14 protein-coding genes are annotated in these 15,058 nt (G+C 63.1%); 5 read left to right on the forward strand and 9 right to left on the reverse strand.

What is annotated here, in order from left to right; translation table 11 throughout:
• Positions 1 to 21: 21 nt before the first annotated feature.
• From argC to ELEN_RS11780, 4 genes are all read right to left on the reverse strand, one after another.
• Positions 22 to 1,086: an N-acetyl-gamma-glutamyl-phosphate reductase gene (gene argC, locus ELEN_RS11765; RefSeq protein WP_015761111.1), complete on the reverse strand. Its 1,065-nt coding sequence runs from the start codon at positions 1,084 to 1,086 to the stop codon at positions 22 to 24.
• Positions 1,087 to 1,357: 271 nt separating this feature from the next.
• Complete coding sequence (locus ELEN_RS11770; RefSeq protein WP_009305046.1) at positions 1,358 to 1,681, reverse strand: type II toxin-antitoxin system RelE/ParE family toxin; 324 nt, start codon at positions 1,679 to 1,681, stop codon at positions 1,358 to 1,360.
• Complete coding sequence (locus ELEN_RS11775) at positions 1,656 to 1,931, reverse strand: type II toxin-antitoxin system prevent-host-death family antitoxin (RefSeq protein ID WP_009305047.1); 276 nt, start codon at positions 1,929 to 1,931, stop codon at positions 1,656 to 1,658. Before ELEN_RS11775 ends, ELEN_RS11770 begins: the two co-directional genes overlap by 26 nt.
• A gap of 183 nt (positions 1,932 to 2,114) precedes the next feature.
• Positions 2,115 to 3,965 carry a polysaccharide biosynthesis protein gene (locus ELEN_RS11780; protein ID WP_009305048.1) on the reverse strand — a complete coding sequence of 617 codons (1,851 nt, stop codon included), beginning with the start codon at positions 3,963 to 3,965 and terminating at the stop codon, positions 2,115 to 2,117.
• Positions 3,966 to 4,102: 137 nt separating this feature from the next.
• Here ELEN_RS11780 and ELEN_RS11785 point away from each other — a divergent pair, with 137 nt between their 5' ends.
• The 3 genes from ELEN_RS11785 to ELEN_RS11795 all read left to right on the forward strand — a co-directional run bounded on the left by ELEN_RS11785 (position 4,103) and on the right by ELEN_RS11795 (position 6,451).
• Entirely contained in the window at positions 4,103 to 5,386 is a 1,284-nt protein-coding gene (locus ELEN_RS11785; protein ID WP_009305049.1) for a glutamate-cysteine ligase family protein, read from the forward strand.
• The gene (locus tag ELEN_RS11790) at positions 5,383 to 5,817 is read left to right on the forward strand and encodes an FKBP-type peptidyl-prolyl cis-trans isomerase (RefSeq protein ID WP_009305050.1); all 435 of its coding nucleotides are present in this window, start codon (positions 5,383 to 5,385) and stop codon (positions 5,815 to 5,817) included. Before ELEN_RS11785 ends, ELEN_RS11790 begins: the two co-directional genes overlap by 4 nt.
• Before the next feature lie 205 nt (positions 5,818 to 6,022).
• Complete coding sequence (locus ELEN_RS11795) at positions 6,023 to 6,451, forward strand: FKBP-type peptidyl-prolyl cis-trans isomerase (protein ID WP_009305051.1); 429 nt, start codon at positions 6,023 to 6,025, stop codon at positions 6,449 to 6,451.
• A 109-nt stretch (positions 6,452 to 6,560) separates the two neighbouring features.
• On the opposite strand, the gene ELEN_RS11800 is transcribed toward ELEN_RS11795, so the two are convergent.
• The 3 genes from ELEN_RS11800 to ELEN_RS11810 form a co-directional block, all read right to left on the reverse strand.
• A complete protein-coding gene (locus tag ELEN_RS11800; RefSeq protein ID WP_009305052.1) occupies positions 6,561 to 7,370 on the reverse strand; it encodes a hypothetical protein in 810 nt (269 codons plus the stop codon).
• Positions 7,357 to 7,602, reverse strand: a complete 246-nt coding sequence (locus ELEN_RS11805; protein ID WP_015761113.1) for a hypothetical protein — start codon at positions 7,600 to 7,602, stop codon at positions 7,357 to 7,359. Before ELEN_RS11805 ends, ELEN_RS11800 begins: the two co-directional genes overlap by 14 nt.
• A gap of 192 nt (positions 7,603 to 7,794) precedes the next feature.
• Positions 7,795 to 9,345, reverse strand: coding sequence for a helix-turn-helix transcriptional regulator (locus tag ELEN_RS11810; RefSeq protein WP_009305054.1), 1,551 nt, complete (start codon positions 9,343 to 9,345; stop codon positions 7,795 to 7,797).
• Between the two features lie 294 nt (positions 9,346 to 9,639).
• Here ELEN_RS11810 and ELEN_RS11815 point away from each other — a divergent pair, with 294 nt between their 5' ends.
• A complete protein-coding gene (locus ELEN_RS11815; RefSeq protein ID WP_009608760.1) occupies positions 9,640 to 11,295 on the forward strand; it encodes an FAD-dependent oxidoreductase in 1,656 nt (551 codons plus the stop codon).
• Positions 11,296 to 11,414: 119 nt separating this feature from the next.
• On the forward strand, positions 11,415 to 13,019 hold the full coding sequence (locus ELEN_RS11820) for an SIR2 family protein (protein ID WP_009305056.1): 1,605 nt from the start codon (positions 11,415 to 11,417) through the stop codon (positions 13,017 to 13,019).
• Between the two features lie 183 nt (positions 13,020 to 13,202).
• On the opposite strand, the gene ELEN_RS11825 is transcribed toward ELEN_RS11820, so the two are convergent.
• Complete coding sequence (locus ELEN_RS11825; RefSeq protein WP_009305057.1) at positions 13,203 to 14,087, reverse strand: methionyl aminopeptidase; 885 nt, start codon at positions 14,085 to 14,087, stop codon at positions 13,203 to 13,205.
• A gap of 245 nt (positions 14,088 to 14,332) precedes the next feature.
• On the reverse strand, positions 14,333 to 15,058 hold the full coding sequence (locus ELEN_RS11830; protein ID WP_009305058.1) for a TVP38/TMEM64 family protein: 726 nt from the start codon (positions 15,056 to 15,058) through the stop codon (positions 14,333 to 14,335).

A 15,058-nucleotide genomic window follows, 5' to 3' on the forward strand; every position in this document is an offset into this window, starting at 1 on the left:
GCGTGGCGCGCGCGGTTCGCGTCACACGGGAACGGAGATCGGTTCGAGCCCGCGGGTCTGGGGCAAGCCCAGCACCGCGTTCGCGCACTGCACGGCCTGGCTGGCCGCGCCCTTGCCCAGGTTGTCGATGGCGCCCACGGCCACCAGCATGCGCGCCGCCTGGTTGACAGCGAGCCCCACGTGCGCGTAGTTCGTGCCCGCCACCGAGGAGGTCTTCGGCATGGCGCCGGCGTCCAGCACGTGGACGAAGGGGTCGTCGGCGTAGAAGTTCCGGTACAGCTCCACGATCTCGCCCGCGTCGGCGGGCGCGTCGGGCGCGAGCGGCAGGTTCACGGTGGACAGCAGACCGCGATTGAGCGGCGCGAGATGCGGCGTGAACACGAGGCGGCCTTCCAAGCCCAGGATCTGCTCGATCTCGGGCGTGTGGCGGTGCGTGGCCACGCCGTACGCTTCGAGGTTCTCGTCGGCGAAGCAGAAATGAGTGCGCGCCGAGGCCTTCTTGCCCGCGCCCGTGACGCCGGAGATGGCGTCGACCACCACGACGGCGTCGGGCCGCACGAGCCCGGCGCGGACGGCGGGTGCCGCCGCGAGCGACGTGGCCGTGGGATAGCAGCCCGCGCAGGCCACGAGCACGCCCTCGCCCGCCGCATGGGCGGCCGCGACGCGCGCGAGATCGTCGGGGAATAGCTCGGGCAGGCCGAAGGCGGCGCGTTGCAGCAGGTCGGTCGCCGTGTGAGGCGTGGCGTACCAGCGCTCGTAGACGGCGGGGTCCTTCAGCCGGAAGTCGGCCGACAGGTCGACCACCGTCACGCCGCGCGCGACGAGTTGCGGCGCCATCTTGAGCGCCGCGGTGTGCGGCACGGCCAGGAACACGAGGTCGCACGCGTCGAGCGCTGGGTCGTCGTGCGTGGCGAAGGCGAGATCGGTGGCACCGGTGAAGCCGGGGTATTCCGCGGCCACGGGCGTGCCCGCCAACTCGTTGGACGTGACCACGCGCAGATCGAGGTCGGGATGACGCAACGCGAGCCTGGTCAACTCGATGCCGGCGAAGCCGGCCGCTCCAACGATGCCTGTCGTGATCGCCATGTCGATCCCCTTCGTACCCGTCGTCCGATGCGCGGACGCGACGCTCAAGCCGTTGCGTCGCCTGTAATTTGTGCGCATGCACAAAATTGAGGCGTTTCGAATGCTGTTGTCCATCCTATGAAAGAACGGCGCGTTTGACAAGATTCGGGCGCAAATTGACGGCTCCCCCATACACATTATCGGCCGAAAAACACGGATTTATGCGCAAAACCGTGTTTTTCGGCCGATAATGCGGCGGACGAGCTCGAGGCGCGGAAACGGCAACCGTGCCTCACGGAAGCATTTTCGTCAAATCGCGCGCGCCGTACAGGAACCGGCGTACCTCCATCACGTCGTCGAGCACGACGTAGAACACCATGTAGTTCCCCACCTCGAACCAGTAGTACGGAAGAGGTCTGGGCTTCGCCGTCTTGTACGTCGTCGCAAGCGTGGGATTTCGGGAATGAGCCAAGATGCCCGCTTCGGTTGCGTCGATCAAGCGCTCGGCAGCTTCCGGAGCCTTGAGCACATCGGCAATATAGGAGACGGCCTCGTTGAGGTCGTCCCAGAAAAGAGGTAGGTACTCAAGTCTATAGCGCCGCGGCTTCTCGTCCATTGCGAAGCCCTTCCCGAATGGAACCGAACACTTCTTCATGCGTGTAGCGCAGAGACGTCGTCGCAGCTTGCCGATCGGCCGCATCGAGAGCGAACTCGACACCGCCGTTGATATGCTCGAATTGCTCTACGCTCATGACCACCATCGAGCCGTACCCGTTCTTCGTCAGGAAAACGGGACCGCCCTCGATGACATCCCGCTCGACGTCCGCGTAGCGGTTTCTAAGATCCGATATCGGCCTGATGTTCATAGGCACCTCCTTCATGATAAAATTTTATCGTAATTATATCATGATCGCGTCTTGGCGCGAACCAACCGCTTATGCATTGTCGCCCGAAAAACACGCTTGGAGGCCGTTTTCCGTGTTTTTCGGGCGACAATGCAGCGGGCACGCGACGCGTCCATGTCCGAACGCGCCTCGAGGCGCGCCTCTTCAGGATACCTTGTTGGGGGTGTGGCGATAGGTGCAGACGGTTTTCTCCAGCACGTGGACGGCTTCCTCGTCGGTGAGGGTGAGTGCGGCTTCCAGCTCGTCCAGTTTCTCAGCCACTTCGGTGTAGCTGATCTCCTGGCCGGTGGAGATGAGGATGGAGTGGTTGTCGGTGGGCAGCGTGCTCTCTTCGTCCATGAGCAGCTCCTCGTACATCTTCTCGCCCTCGCGCAGGCCCGTGAACACGATTTTGACGTCCACGTCGGGCGTGAGGCCCTGCAGCTGGATGAGGCCCTTCGCCAAGTCGACGATCTTCACCGGCTCGCCCATGTCGAGAATGAAGATCTCGCCGCCCTTCGCCATGCCGCCTGCTTGGATGACCAGGCGCGACGCCTCGGGGATGGTCATGAAGAAGCGCTCGATGTCGGGATGGGTGACGGTGAGGGGGCCTCCCGCGGCGATCTGGCGCTGGAACACGGGGATGACGCTGCCGTTCGAGCCCAGCACGTTGCCGAAGCGCACGGCGGAGAAAATGGTCTTCGACGTGCGCGCGTAGTACTGCATGACCATCTCGCCCATGCGCTTCGTGGCGCCCATGACGCTGGTGGGGTTCACGGCCTTGTCGGTGGAGATGAAGATGAAGCGCGCGGCGCCGTAGGCGTCGGCGGCGCGCACGGCGTTGAGCGTGCCGAACACGTTGTTGTGCAGCGCCTCGCGCGGGCATTGCTCCATGAGGGGCACGTGCTTGTGGGCGGCCGCGTGGAACACGGCGCCGGGGCGGTACTTCGCGAACACCTCGTTCAGGCGCGCCTCGTCGCAGACGTTGCCGATCTCGATGACGAGGTCGATGTCGTCGTATTCGGCCAAAAGCTCGTTGCGCAGCATGTAGGCGTCGTTCTCGTACATGTCGAAGATGACGATGCGGGCGGGCGCCACCTTGCACAGCTGGCGGCACAGCTCGCTGCCGATGGAGCCGCCGCCGCCCGTGACCAGCACGGTCTCGCCGGCGATGTAGCCCGACACCGCGCGCGTGTTGAGGATGATCTCCTCGCGGCCCAGAAGGTCGGCCACGTCCACGTCGCGCAGGCGCACGTCGCCGATCTCGTCGAGCGACAGCTCGCGCACGTTCGGCAGGGTGCGCAGCTTGCAGTCGGTCTTCGTGCATTCGCCGTAGATGCGCTTGCGCTCCTCGGGCGTGGAGGACGGGATGGCCACGACGATCTGGTCGATGTTGTGCTTGTCCACGAGGTCGACGATGTCGTCCGTGGAACCGGCCACCCTTACGCCGTGGATGCGCGAGCCGCGCTTGGTGGGGTCGTCGTCGGTGGCCACGATGGGGATGCCCGGCATGAGCGGGTCCTTCGAGGCCATGCGCCCGATGGCCAGCGAGCCCGTCTCCCCCGCGCCCACCACCAGCGTGCGCGGCCGGTCGCACGCGCGCTGCGTGGAGACGAGCGCGCGCCTTTTCTGGCGCATGACGCGGAAGATCAGGCGGATACCGCCCATGAAGAATATGAGCATGAAACACGAGACGAAGAACACGCGGATGGGCAGCCGCACGTCGATGATCCAGAGGAACACGGCGCCCACCAGGGTTGACAGCACCACGGCCAGCACGATCTGGATGGCTTCGTCGACGCTGGCGTATTCCCAGAGGTTGTTGTACAGATGGAACAGCCCCAGCACGGCAACGTTGATGAGTGCGAGGATGCCCAGCATGAAGTAGATCTCGTTGTTGACGAACACTTCGCCCTCGACGTCGGTGAGCAGCGATGCGAGCCAGTACGCGGCGTACGTCGCGACGATATCCAGCAGCAGCAGGATCGCTGTGCGTTTTGTGATATGAGCGTCCAAACCGGGCCTCGTCTTCGAGTAGGGCAGCGAAACGATATGGATTTGCCGACATGTCGACATGCTCGGCGACCAAAGCGGTATTGTATACAAAGTAACGCACGATTGCATAGGACACGCGAAGTTCAGGAGCTTGCTACATGAATAAAACAGCCGCAACCGGGCAGGAGCAGCCCGCACGCGAAAGCAACATCAACGCCATCGTCAGCTACTTCGAAAGCGGCATCAAAGCCTTCGGCGGCCCGGGCGAGCTGGGCATCGAGCTAGAGCAGATCATCGTGCACGACGACCTGAGCCCCGTCTCGTACAGCGGCGAGCACGGCGTGGCGTGGGTGCTGCGCCAGCTCGCGGCCGACTACCCGCGCACCACCACCGACGAGCACGGCGACCTCTTGGGCGTCGCCCGCCCAAGCGAGGCGGTCACCATCGAGCCCGCGGCGCAGATCGAGCTGTCCGCCGGCCCCTTCGCCGATCTCGCGACCGCGCGAGACACGTTCGAAGGGTTCGCGCAGCGCCTTTCCGACGTGCTGGAGCCCGCGGGAGAGAAGGCGCTGGCGATCGGCTACCATCCCTCCGCCACGGCGCGCTCGCTGGAGCTCATCCCGAAGCGCCGTTACCAGTTCATGGACCTCTATCTGGGCGAACGCGACATCTACGGCCCCTGCATGATGCGCGGCAGCGCCTCGACGCAGGTGTCCATCGACTACACCAGCACGGCCGACTGCCTGCGCAAGCTGCGGCTGGCGTTCGCGCTGGTGCCGATGCTCTCGCTTATGTGCGACAACGCACCCGTGTTCGAAGGCAAGCCGCGCGAGCATCAGCTGGTGCGCACGGACATCTGGCAGCATGTGGACAACGATCGATGCGGCCTCGTGCCCGACGTGCTGGATCCCTCGTTCGACCTGCGCCGTTACGCTGAGTACATCCTGGACACCGTGGCCATCCTCATCCCCTGCCAGCAGCAGCGGTGGTGCTACTCCGACCGCACGTTCGGCGATATCTACGCCGCGCGCACGATGACGCGCGCCGAGGTGGAGCACGCGGTGTCCATGTTCTTCACCGACGTGCGCCTCAAGACCTACATCGAGATCCGCCCCGCCGACGCCATGCCCATCCCCTACGTCATCGCCTACGCGGCGCTGATCAAGGGGCTGTTCTACGCGCCGACGAGCCTCGACGCGATGGACGGGCTGTTCGCCGACGTGCGGCGCGACGACTACCTGGCGGCGCAGGACGCGCTCATGGAGCGCGGCTACGAAGCCGAGGTATACGGACGACCCGTCGCCGAGCTGTGCGACCGCATCGTGAAGATCGCGCGCGACGGCCTTGCCGACGAGGAGCAGGGCTTCCTGGAGCCGCTCGCCGACCTCGTCGCGCGCCGCGTGACGCTGGCCGACCTCGCGGAACGGAGCGAACGGGCGTGAGCAACGAGGATCGCATGGTGAAGGTGGCCTACCGCGGCTACTTCGACGACGGCGCCACCTTCATCGATCAGACGAGGCAGCCCATCGAGTTCCCCTGCGCAGACGGGTGGATGCCGCCCGCGTTCGTCGACGCGGTGCGCGACATGGCCGTGGGCGAAACGAAGCGCGTCCGCGTAGGAGCCGACGAGGCGTACGAGAAGCGCACCGAAGAGCGCGTCATCGAAGTGGAGCGCGCGAAGATCCCCGCCAATATCAAGCTCGCCGTGGGCGATGTGATGAGCCTCGAACGGCCGGACGGGCAGACGTATCCGGCACGACTCGTGGAGCTGGACGAGGAGCGCGCCGTGTTCGACCTCAACCACGACGCCATCGCCAAGGCGCTGAACTTCGAGATCACGCTGCTCGACGTGCGCGATCTCCCGAAACGGTAGCACCGCGGGAGACTGGAGCTGGGGCGAGTTGTCATCCTGAGCGCAGCGGCGAAGGGAGCAGGGGCCTCGCAACCTCCTTCCAGGAAGGCAGGAGGCTCGGTTACGGACTTGTGGCGACTTGGAGCAAGTTTCGCGCCGCGAACGGGAAAGCTCGAACGGCTCGGGTAGACTGATGGGCATTGCATTCTCTCGAAAGGAGCTCTTGATGAGCAACGAAGGCAAGAAGGTCAAGGTCCACTACACGGGCACCCTCGACGACGGCTCGAAGTTCGACTCCTCCGTCGATCGCGGCGAGCCCATCGAGTTCACCTGCATGGCCGGCCAGATGATCCCCGGGTTCGACTCCGCCGTGAAGGACATGGCGCAGGGCGACACGAAGAACGTGCACATCCCCGCCGCCGAGGCGTACGGCGAGCGCGACGAGGCCATGGTGCAGCAAGTTCCGGTCGATCAGATCCCGAACGGCGACCAGCTTCCCGTGGGCCAGACCGTGTACATGATGGGTCCGGGCGGCCAGCCCTTCCCCGTGTTCGTGCGCTCCATAGAAGACGGCATCGCCACCTTCGACATGAACCACGAGCTGGCGGGCAAGGACCTCAACTTCGAGATCACGCTTGTCGAGGTTGCCGACTAGCACGTCGACGGCATCAGCTTCGTTCGGGAACAGGCGCCTGCGGGCGCCTGTTCCCGTTCTCGCCCCGTTATCCTCCTCTCCGACGATCGCTTCAACGAGCCCCTGCCGCTCAGGCCTTGCCCAGACGGCGCGCCACGTCGAGCAGCAGCAGCCAAAGGGCTTTGCGGCTGTCGTCGTTGAGCTGCGCGACTCGCACGATCATGCTATCGCGGTAGTCGAGCTCGAAGCGGTCGGGTTCCACGAGCCCGAACCCCTCCGCCTGCCGGCGCCGCTCGTCGGACACGGTGCGCGGAGGCTCCGAGGGACGCTCGCCGGGCACGTCCTTCCCCACCAGACGGCGCGCCTTCTCCTCTGCACGGCGCGCGCAGACGCGCTCGTACTCGAACCCGAAGTACGTCATCTCCCAGAACGCTGCCGCCAGCACGAGGTAGCGCTCGCGGCAGCACCGAGAACCGCCCAGCCACACGCGGCTCGCAAGCGTCCGCTCCCACGGATCGAGCGTGTAGGGACGCGGCTGCGGCCCCTCGGCTTCTCCGGGCGGCGCGGCGTCGGAGCGCTGGACGGCCCTGCGCGCGAGCGGCACGTCGTCGAGCGAAAGCAGCGCCGCTGACACGTGGCGCTCGATCAAGCCGCTGCGCGCGTGCAGCACGAACGACTCATGCGGCAGCAGCAGGCTGCCCCGCGCGCCCTTCTTGTCGAGCGGCAGACCCCGCATCGTGGCCAACGTGGCTGCCAGCCGCTTCTCGGCCGCCCGCTTGCGCTTCGCCGGAAGCGCATCCCAATCGCCGGCCAGAACCGCATGCTCTTCGACGATAGCGCGGACGAGCAGCCGCTCGTCGCAGCAGCGCAGCAGGGCCTGCAGCGAAGGAACCTGCTTGATGGAAAGCGCCTCGCGTTCCCAGGCGCTACCATCCGACATGACCGACCTCTTCCAGAAGCGCGAATGCTTCGGCGCACGGCATGACCGCGGCGCATCGCAACGGGCGCGCGAGCATGCTTTCCGCTTCAACCTCCTCGTCGAACAGGGGAAACTCGGCCGGAACCTCCTCTCCCGGCCAATCAGACGCGAGGATGCGGCACAAAGGCAGCGCCTCGACGAGCACGAGCGTTTCAGGGTAGGAGCACGACGTTTGATTTCCGAATGCAGGCATAGTACGACACCTCGTTTACCGTGTTCCAGGTCGTGGGAGGATGCTCGATCCTGCAAGCGTGGTACGGATCGCGTGGAACACCGCGGTCATCAATGGGCTGCCCGTCCTTCGGGAGGCGTCGGGTTCAGCGCTTGCACTGGTTCTTTCGTTCGAGAACAGTATAGCATATGATACGAACATTTGTTTGTTAAATTATTCAAATAATCCCAGCAGATCGGACAGCTCGTCGCGCGAATGGATGTCGAGCTTGCGGTAGATATGGCGGATGTGCGTTTTGGCCGTGCCGTTCGCAATGAACAGCTCGCGCTCGATGGATCCCACGGTCTTGCGCTGCGCCAGCAACAGCAGCACCTCTTCCTCGCGCGGCGACAGGCCGTACGAACGCGCCAGCTCCTGGCATCGGTTCGCCAGCTCTTGCTTCTTGACGATGGCCCGGTCGCCCGCCGCGCCATCCTCGCCCAGAAACGACACGCCCCAGCGGCTGGACAGCTCCTTTTCCGAGAAGAGGATCATCGTGGCTGCCACCACGAGGATGACCACGAGCCCGCTGACAACGGCATCCGATCCGGCCAGTCCGAACGACGGCGCGCCCAACAGCTGCTCGGTCTGGCGTCCGAACAGGGTAAACAACGCACGCACGCCGCGCTCGATGCCGAACAGCCACACGGCCGACATCCCGTAGCGATAGCACAGGTTCGCCATGATGAGCATGATGAGGATGGAGAACGCGGTGTAGGACGCACTCGTGCAGAAATCGGACGCGGCCTGCCCCAGGACGCCCACGTTCGGCAAGATGAGGAAAGCCGCCACCATGAGCGGCAGCGCGATGCGGTAGATCACGCCGAAGTCGAATTTGCCGCCGCGCGCTATGACGCCGACGAACACGATAGCGGCCACCGCCAGCGTGCCGAACGCCGAATGCGGGCCGAACGTCGACTGGTACATCGACGATTCCTTCAGCCCGTACGCGAACGCGTAGATGGCCATGAGCAACACGATCTTCCAAGGGAACGAGAACTTCGACGGCTTGGCGCGCGGAAGCTCGCCGGAGGGCAACGAGCGGAACCCCGCCGCGCAGGCGGCAAGCGACACGACGGGCAGCACGAGCACGACGGCGCCGAGCCACGGTAACAGCAAGCCCCTGCACAAATAAATGAGGAGCGCCGCCACGATCATGGACGCCGAATAGTACAGCGCGACGCGAAACGGATTGAGACAGCCGTACAGTTCCGACCACAGCAGAATGACGAGCGCGATGCCAAACCCGCCCAGCAGCACCGCCGGCACGGCAAGCGCATCCGCCGACCTCGGTATCCAGATGGACGCGAACATGCACAGCGTGGACACCGTAAGCGCAACGCCGGACACGGCGTACAACGAGCGCTTTCCGAACAGCGGGCCGATACGCTTGGCAAGGGCGGCGCACAAAAACATCGTGGCTATCATCACGAGATCGAACGCGTCGTGGCCCGCGACAGCAGCTGCGGGGAACTCGACGAACGAGCCCACGAACACGATCTCGATCCACGCACGGTACACGCCCAGCCCGAGGAAGAACAGCGGGATGGACGGCAGCCACGGCAGCAATGGACCCGGCGCCCGTGCGCCCGCAACGGTGCCGTCCTCACACGCGGGCGCGTCGGCCTCCCGCACGCCGACCGCTTCGTCGTCCGCGAAGCGAAGCTCCGCGCTCTCTCGGGGTCGATCGAACTCCCCGGATCCCTTCGTTTCGCCGTTTTCCATAGCATCGAACCGACGCGCTGCCCTCGTCGGCACCCCCTCCCCAGTGTTTCGATGGTTCACCATTCTAGCGAAACTATCGCCCTATGCCCAGGGAGCTCCGCACCTCGACCAGAGCCTCGATCCCTCATACTGCCTGCTCAACGATGGGATGATAGGCAAGGATGATGAAAATAATCCCCGTTTCCCGGCACGTGGACGAACGACAGGCGCGCGCCGCGGGGCTATGGTGCATCTCGAGGGATTCGCCCGAAAAAACCGGGCGAACGCGAAGGATCGACACGCTAGGAGGGCATCATGCACGAGCATAACAATGGAATCAGCAGGCGCGATCTGTTCAAATTTGGAGGCATCGCAGCAGCGGGCGTCGTGGGCGCCGGGGCGCTGGCGTCATGCGCGCCGCAAGGGACGGGCTCCGCAGGCTCGGCCAGCACGACAAGCACGACCGACGAGACCACCACGGCTGCCGGGCACCTGCGCACCGGCATGCCCAGCTTCCTGACCGCGCCCGAGGCCATCACCGATGTCAAGGAGACAAAGGACTACGACGTGGTGGTCATCGGCGCCGGCGCATCGGGCGTGCCGGCCGCGCTGTCGGCCTTCGAGGCGGGCGCGAAGGTGGCGCTGCTTCAGAAGGAATCGCAGGCCATCGCGCAGGGCAACTCGGGCAGCGGCATCGACCTGGCCACCAGCAACCCGGCCGACATTGCCAACCTCGTATCGCAGCTGATCGCCGACAGCCAGCACCGTCCGAATCGCGAACTGGTAGAGCTGTGGGCGCAGAACTCCGGCGAGGCTGTGAAGTGGGTCATCGAGAAATCGCTCGAAGGCGGCGCACAGGTGATCGACCAGGGCAATCAACAGCATATGCCCCTCATCAACAAGAAGGGGTACGACATCAATTTCGTCACCTCGTTCTTCGGCCCCAAGCCCTACAACACCGGCGACGGCATGCGCGCGCTGGCCGCCACGGCCGAGAAGGAAGGCGTCGAGATCTTCTACTCCACCCCCGCCGAGCAGCTGGTCACGGGCGACGGCGGCAAAGTGACCGGCGTCATCGCGAAGGGCAAGGACGGACATGTGCAGTTCAACGCCTCGAAGGGCGTGATCGTGGCGTGCGGCGACTACCAGAACGACGAGGAGATGCTGCATTACTACCAGCCCGACATGACGAACTTCGAGCCCAAGCAGACGAACAAGACCGGCGACGGCCACAAGATGGTGGTGTGGGCAGGCGGCAAGATCGAGGACCTGGCGCACACGAAGATGCTGCACGACTTCGACGCGGGCCCGGCCTCCATGTGCGACATGCCGTTCCTGGCCGTGAAGATGGACGGAACGCGCTTCGTGAACGAGACCGTGGAGATGTCGCTTCTGAACTGCTACCTGCGCTCGAAGGAGGATTCGGGGCACTACTGCCAGGTGTTCGACAGCAACTACATGGAAGCGGCGGCCGAGTGGCCCGGCAAGCTGGTGGACCCCGAGGGCCTCAAGGTGTACATGCCCGAGGAGGACGTGGAGCGCGAGGGCGTGTTCGAGGGGCAGATCAACACGTTCAAGGCCGACACGCTTGAGGAGCTGGCCGACAAGCTGGAAATCGCCGATAAGGCCGCGTTCGTCGCCAGCGTGAAGCGCTACAACGAGTTGGCGGCAGCCGGCAAGGACGAGGACTTCGGCAAGCCGGCGAACTACCTGGTTCCCGTGGACACCCCGCCCTTCTACGGCATCCATCGCCACGTGCGCATGAGCGCCATCTGCTCGGGCGTGGACGTGAATGCGAAGCACGAGTGCCTCACGCCCGAAGGCGAGGTCATCGAGAACCTGTACGCCATCGGCAACTGTTCGGGCCACTTCTACGGCGGCATCGACTACCCGCTGACCGTGTTCGGCCTGTCGCTGGGCCGCTGCTACACCGAAGGATACGTCATCGGCCGCATGGTGGCCGAGAAGTAGCAGGTCGCGCGGGAGAGCCGACCCCCTCCCCGGCTCTCCCGCGAACGGCTTCGATGGTCGCGCCTATATCAAAGCCTTCGTGATACCATAAGCTAAAGCTCAGCAGAGGAAGGGGCCTTATGGAAGAACAGACCAAGTATGACGAGATTAGAGTGAAGCTGGGGTCTCGCCTACGCAAAACCGGTCGCCACCCCTTTCTGTTCGTAGGCTCAGGCATTCCTATGAGGTATGCAGAGCTCCCCAATTGGGAATCCCTCTTACGAGGGATATGCGCGAGAATATCCGACAATCCATTCGCACTCGAGAGATACGACAACGAGGTGTCCGGCACAGGGAAATTTGAACGATACCCGGCAATCGCTACACTGATGGAGAAAGACTTCAATCGCACTGCTCTCGCCGATCCATCGTTCGAAGGGTTCAGGAATGAGCATTTCGACCAGCTGAAGGCCGGGACTTCCGCTTTCAAGCTTTTCATCGCCCGCTATCTCGACACATACGAACCGACTCTTTTGCACGAAGAACTCTCTGTCCTTCGTGCAGCATCGAATAAGATCTCAGGAGTGATCACCACCAACTACGACCGCTTCATCGAAGGATTGTTCCCCGGCTTCAAAACCTACGCAGGCCAAAGCGAGCTGCTCCTCTCAGATATATACGAAGTGGGGGAGATATACAAAATCCACGGGTCGGTTGACAATCCCGACAGCATCGTCATCACCTCATCGGACTACGATTCGTTCAACACGAGAAAAGCCTACCTGGTCGCCAAAATTCTTACTGTTTTCGTCGAATACCCCATTGTGTTCATGGGCTACTCCATGAACGACAAAAACATTCTCAACATCCTAGAATCACTCGCCGAATGCCTTGGGCCTGAAGGGCTTGGCAAACTGCGCGACCGAATGATTTTCGTGCAGCACGGCAGCGACGTCGGTATCACATATACCCGTCAATCGTTCGGATCCGAAGCTTCCATCGAAATGACAACGATCACTTCCGACGATTTCACCCCTATTTACCAAGCAATCGCGAAATCGGAAACGCTTTATCCGCCTAGGCTTATGAGGACGCTGAAAAAGAAGATATTTCAAATGGATCTGTCAACACATGGCACCGTAACCACTCGAGGCTTCGACGGAATCTCATCTTTGCCCGAAGATGCCAAGATAATCATCGGAATCGGAGCGGATACCACATCCAAAGGGAGCCCCGTCAAGGCTAACGACATCTATCTGGATGCCGTGTTCGACAATATGAACCTCAATCCGAGGCTGGTGGTCGAGCAATATCTGCCCGATTTGCTCAAGCACAATACCGGTGGTTTGCCAATTTTCAAATACTTGGAGGTGTACGAAGGGGAGCTTTACGACAAAGTTTCCGAATTCGCGAAAAACCATACCGCCATCGATTCGTATTTAAACAGTGCCTATCGCAGCCAAAAGAAAAGCTTCCGTAAACAACTCGATGTAAAAACAGTCAGTGCGATAATCGAAATGGAACGCACAAGCGAGAACAAGCCCGACAGCCTCTACAGAAAGCTCTGCTTTCTCGAAATCGAAGAATACGATATCGACAGCTTGGAGACGCTGCTCAAGACGGACATAGGGAACAACCCTCGCATTTTCAACGATTGTCCGGAAATAAAGAGGCTGATCAGGATTTACGATTTCCTTAAACACGGAAGCGCCCCGGACACCGTCACCACTAGTGCGAACACCTAGATCGAGTGTCGGGACGCTTTCCCCGAAGCCACCTTCACCACTAGTGCGAACACCTAGATCCGGTGGTCCTTTTACAGCAGTTAGTATACCATGGTGTCCCGGGCGCCTTCAAAAAACACAAGTCTTTTTACCTGAACGAAACGTTGCATGCGCCTCGAGGAACGACAACCGAGCTGTTGTCCTCTACCAGGAAAGCAGCTCGTGGCCGTCTTCCGTGATGGCTACCTGCACTTCCCACTGAGCGGTGTCGCTGCCGTCGGCGGTGCGCACGGTCCAGCCGTTCGGGTCGCTCATGTCGATGGGCGCCTCGCCGGCGTTCACCATGGGCTCGATGGTGAACACGAGGCCCGGCACCAGCACCATGCCCGTCCCCGGTTCCGACACGTGGCTGACGAACGGGTCCTCATGGAAGTCGAACCCGATGCCGTGGCCGCCGAACTCGCGCACCACCGAGAAGCCCTGCGCCTTCGCGTACGCGTTCACCGCCGCGCCCACGTCGCCGAGCAGCCCCCACGGCTCGATGGCGGCAAGGCCCGCTTCCATGGCCTTCTTCGTCTCGTCCACGAGGCGCGCTCGCTCGGGCGACACCTCGCCGATGCGGAACATGCGCGACGAGTCCGAGTAGTAGCCGTCGAGGATGGTGGAGCAGTCCACGTTCACGATGTCGCCTTCGCGCAGCACGTCGTCCTCGGACGGGATGCCGTGGCACACCACGTCGTTGATGGAGGTGCACACGCTTTTCGGGTAGCCCTCGTAGTTCAAGTCGGCCGGGATGCCGCCGTGCTCCACCGTGTAGTCGTGCACCCAGCGGTCCACCTCCTCGGTGGTCGTGCCCGGTCCGATGCGCTCGGCCACGTAGTCCAGCACCCCGATGTTGATGGTCGCGCTGCGCTTGATGCCCTCTATGTCGGCAGCGCTTTTCAGCGAGGCGCGGTCGGGCAGTTCGAAGCCCTGCTCGTACATGCTCTGCAGGCGCTCGTCGAAAGCGAGGTGGCACTTCTTGTACTTCTTGCCGCTGCCGCACCAGCATTCGTCGTTGCGGCCCGGGTTGGTTCGTCCGTCGTACATACGCGTATCCTTTCGTTTTGCCGGCTATTGTACCGCTTGTTAGACATCGCGAACATCGGAAAGAGAAGGAAGATCGGGAGATCGCATCCCACTCTGCCCGTCCCGCCCGCTCCGTTCGCCAGCAAATCCCGCGCCATACCCCTGGAGGACATTCGTAATTATGACCAAAACACCTATGGACAAAATGGGGAGTTTTCTCTAGATTCTGAAGACCGTCGCACCGCCCCGCTAAGCGCATCGTCCGCCTACTTCGCCGCTCCTCCCGCACCCCCGTCGCGCTGGCGCTTGAAGCGATGGTATGCGAGCGCGCCGATCACCACGGCCGCGGCGGTGACGCTGAACACGATGGCGGTCGCCCGCCAATCGCCTGCGGCGGCGAACGACGATCCCAGCGTGATGGCCAGCACCGACGGCAACCGACCGGCCGTGGTGACGACTGCAAGATGCACGGGATGCATGCCGGCGAACGCGGCGAGGTAGGCCATGAGATCCTTCGGCAGGCCGGGGATGAAGAACGCCGCGAGAATAGCGAAGTCGAACCTCTGCGCCCCGCGCAAGCGGGCCAGCCACTCGCGACCCTTTCTCGTGAGGACGAGCTCGAGCACGCGATCGCCGCCGAAGCGCACTACCGCGATGATAGCGAAGCAACCGACCACGCTGGCGGCAAGGTACACGAACGCGCCCTCCCAGAACCCGAACGCGTAGCCCGCGGCAAGCTCCAGCGGCTCGCTGGGAACGATCACCGTCACCTCTTGCAGAACGACCAGCAGGCCGAACACCACGGGCGCAAGCGGCCCCAAGCGCTCCACCTGCTGCTGCACGCGATGTCCGTCGGTCAGGAAAGCCAGCGCGTCGCGGCCGAACAGCAGCGCCAACACCCCGACGATGCCGGCGAACGCAAGCAGCGCCGCCGCCACAGCCATGCGCCGCTTGCGCAACTCCCTATCCTGCGTGCCCACCGATTTCGCCAT

The organism is Eggerthella lenta DSM 2243 (assembly GCF_000024265.1).
Classification (GTDB): domain Bacteria; phylum Actinomycetota; class Coriobacteriia; order Coriobacteriales; family Eggerthellaceae; genus Eggerthella; species Eggerthella lenta.

What these genes read in the sequence shown, in the direction of transcription:
- argC (WP_015761111.1), bottom strand. Translation starts at nt 1,086, where the DNA reads ATGGCGATCACGACAGGCATCGTTGGAGCGGCCGGCTTCGCCGGCATC.
- ELEN_RS11770 (WP_009305046.1), bottom strand. Translation starts at nt 1,681, where the DNA reads ATGGACGAGAAGCCGCGGCGCTATAGACTTGAGTACCTACCTCTTTTC.
- ELEN_RS11775 (WP_009305047.1), bottom strand. Translation starts at nt 1,931, where the DNA reads ATGAACATCAGGCCGATATCGGATCTTAGAAACCGCTACGCGGACGTC.
- ELEN_RS11785 (WP_009305049.1), top strand. Translation starts at nt 4,103, where the DNA reads ATGAATAAAACAGCCGCAACCGGGCAGGAGCAGCCCGCACGCGAAAGC.
- ELEN_RS11795 (WP_009305051.1), top strand. Translation starts at nt 6,023, where the DNA reads ATGAGCAACGAAGGCAAGAAGGTCAAGGTCCACTACACGGGCACCCTC.
- ELEN_RS11800 (WP_009305052.1), bottom strand. Translation starts at nt 7,370, where the DNA reads ATGTCGGATGGTAGCGCCTGGGAACGCGAGGCGCTTTCCATCAAGCAG.
- ELEN_RS11805 (WP_015761113.1), bottom strand. Translation starts at nt 7,602, where the DNA reads ATGCCTGCATTCGGAAATCAAACGTCGTGCTCCTACCCTGAAACGCTC.
- ELEN_RS11810 (WP_009305054.1), bottom strand. Translation starts at nt 9,345, where the DNA reads ATGGAAAACGGCGAAACGAAGGGATCCGGGGAGTTCGATCGACCCCGA.
- ELEN_RS11815 (WP_009608760.1), top strand. Translation starts at nt 9,640, where the DNA reads ATGCACGAGCATAACAATGGAATCAGCAGGCGCGATCTGTTCAAATTT.
- ELEN_RS11820 (WP_009305056.1), top strand. Translation starts at nt 11,415, where the DNA reads ATGGAAGAACAGACCAAGTATGACGAGATTAGAGTGAAGCTGGGGTCT.
- ELEN_RS11825 (WP_009305057.1), bottom strand. Translation starts at nt 14,087, where the DNA reads ATGTACGACGGACGAACCAACCCGGGCCGCAACGACGAATGCTGGTGC.
- ELEN_RS11830 (WP_009305058.1), bottom strand. Translation starts at nt 15,058, where the DNA reads ATGGCGAAATCGGTGGGCACGCAGGATAGGGAGTTGCGCAAGCGGCGC.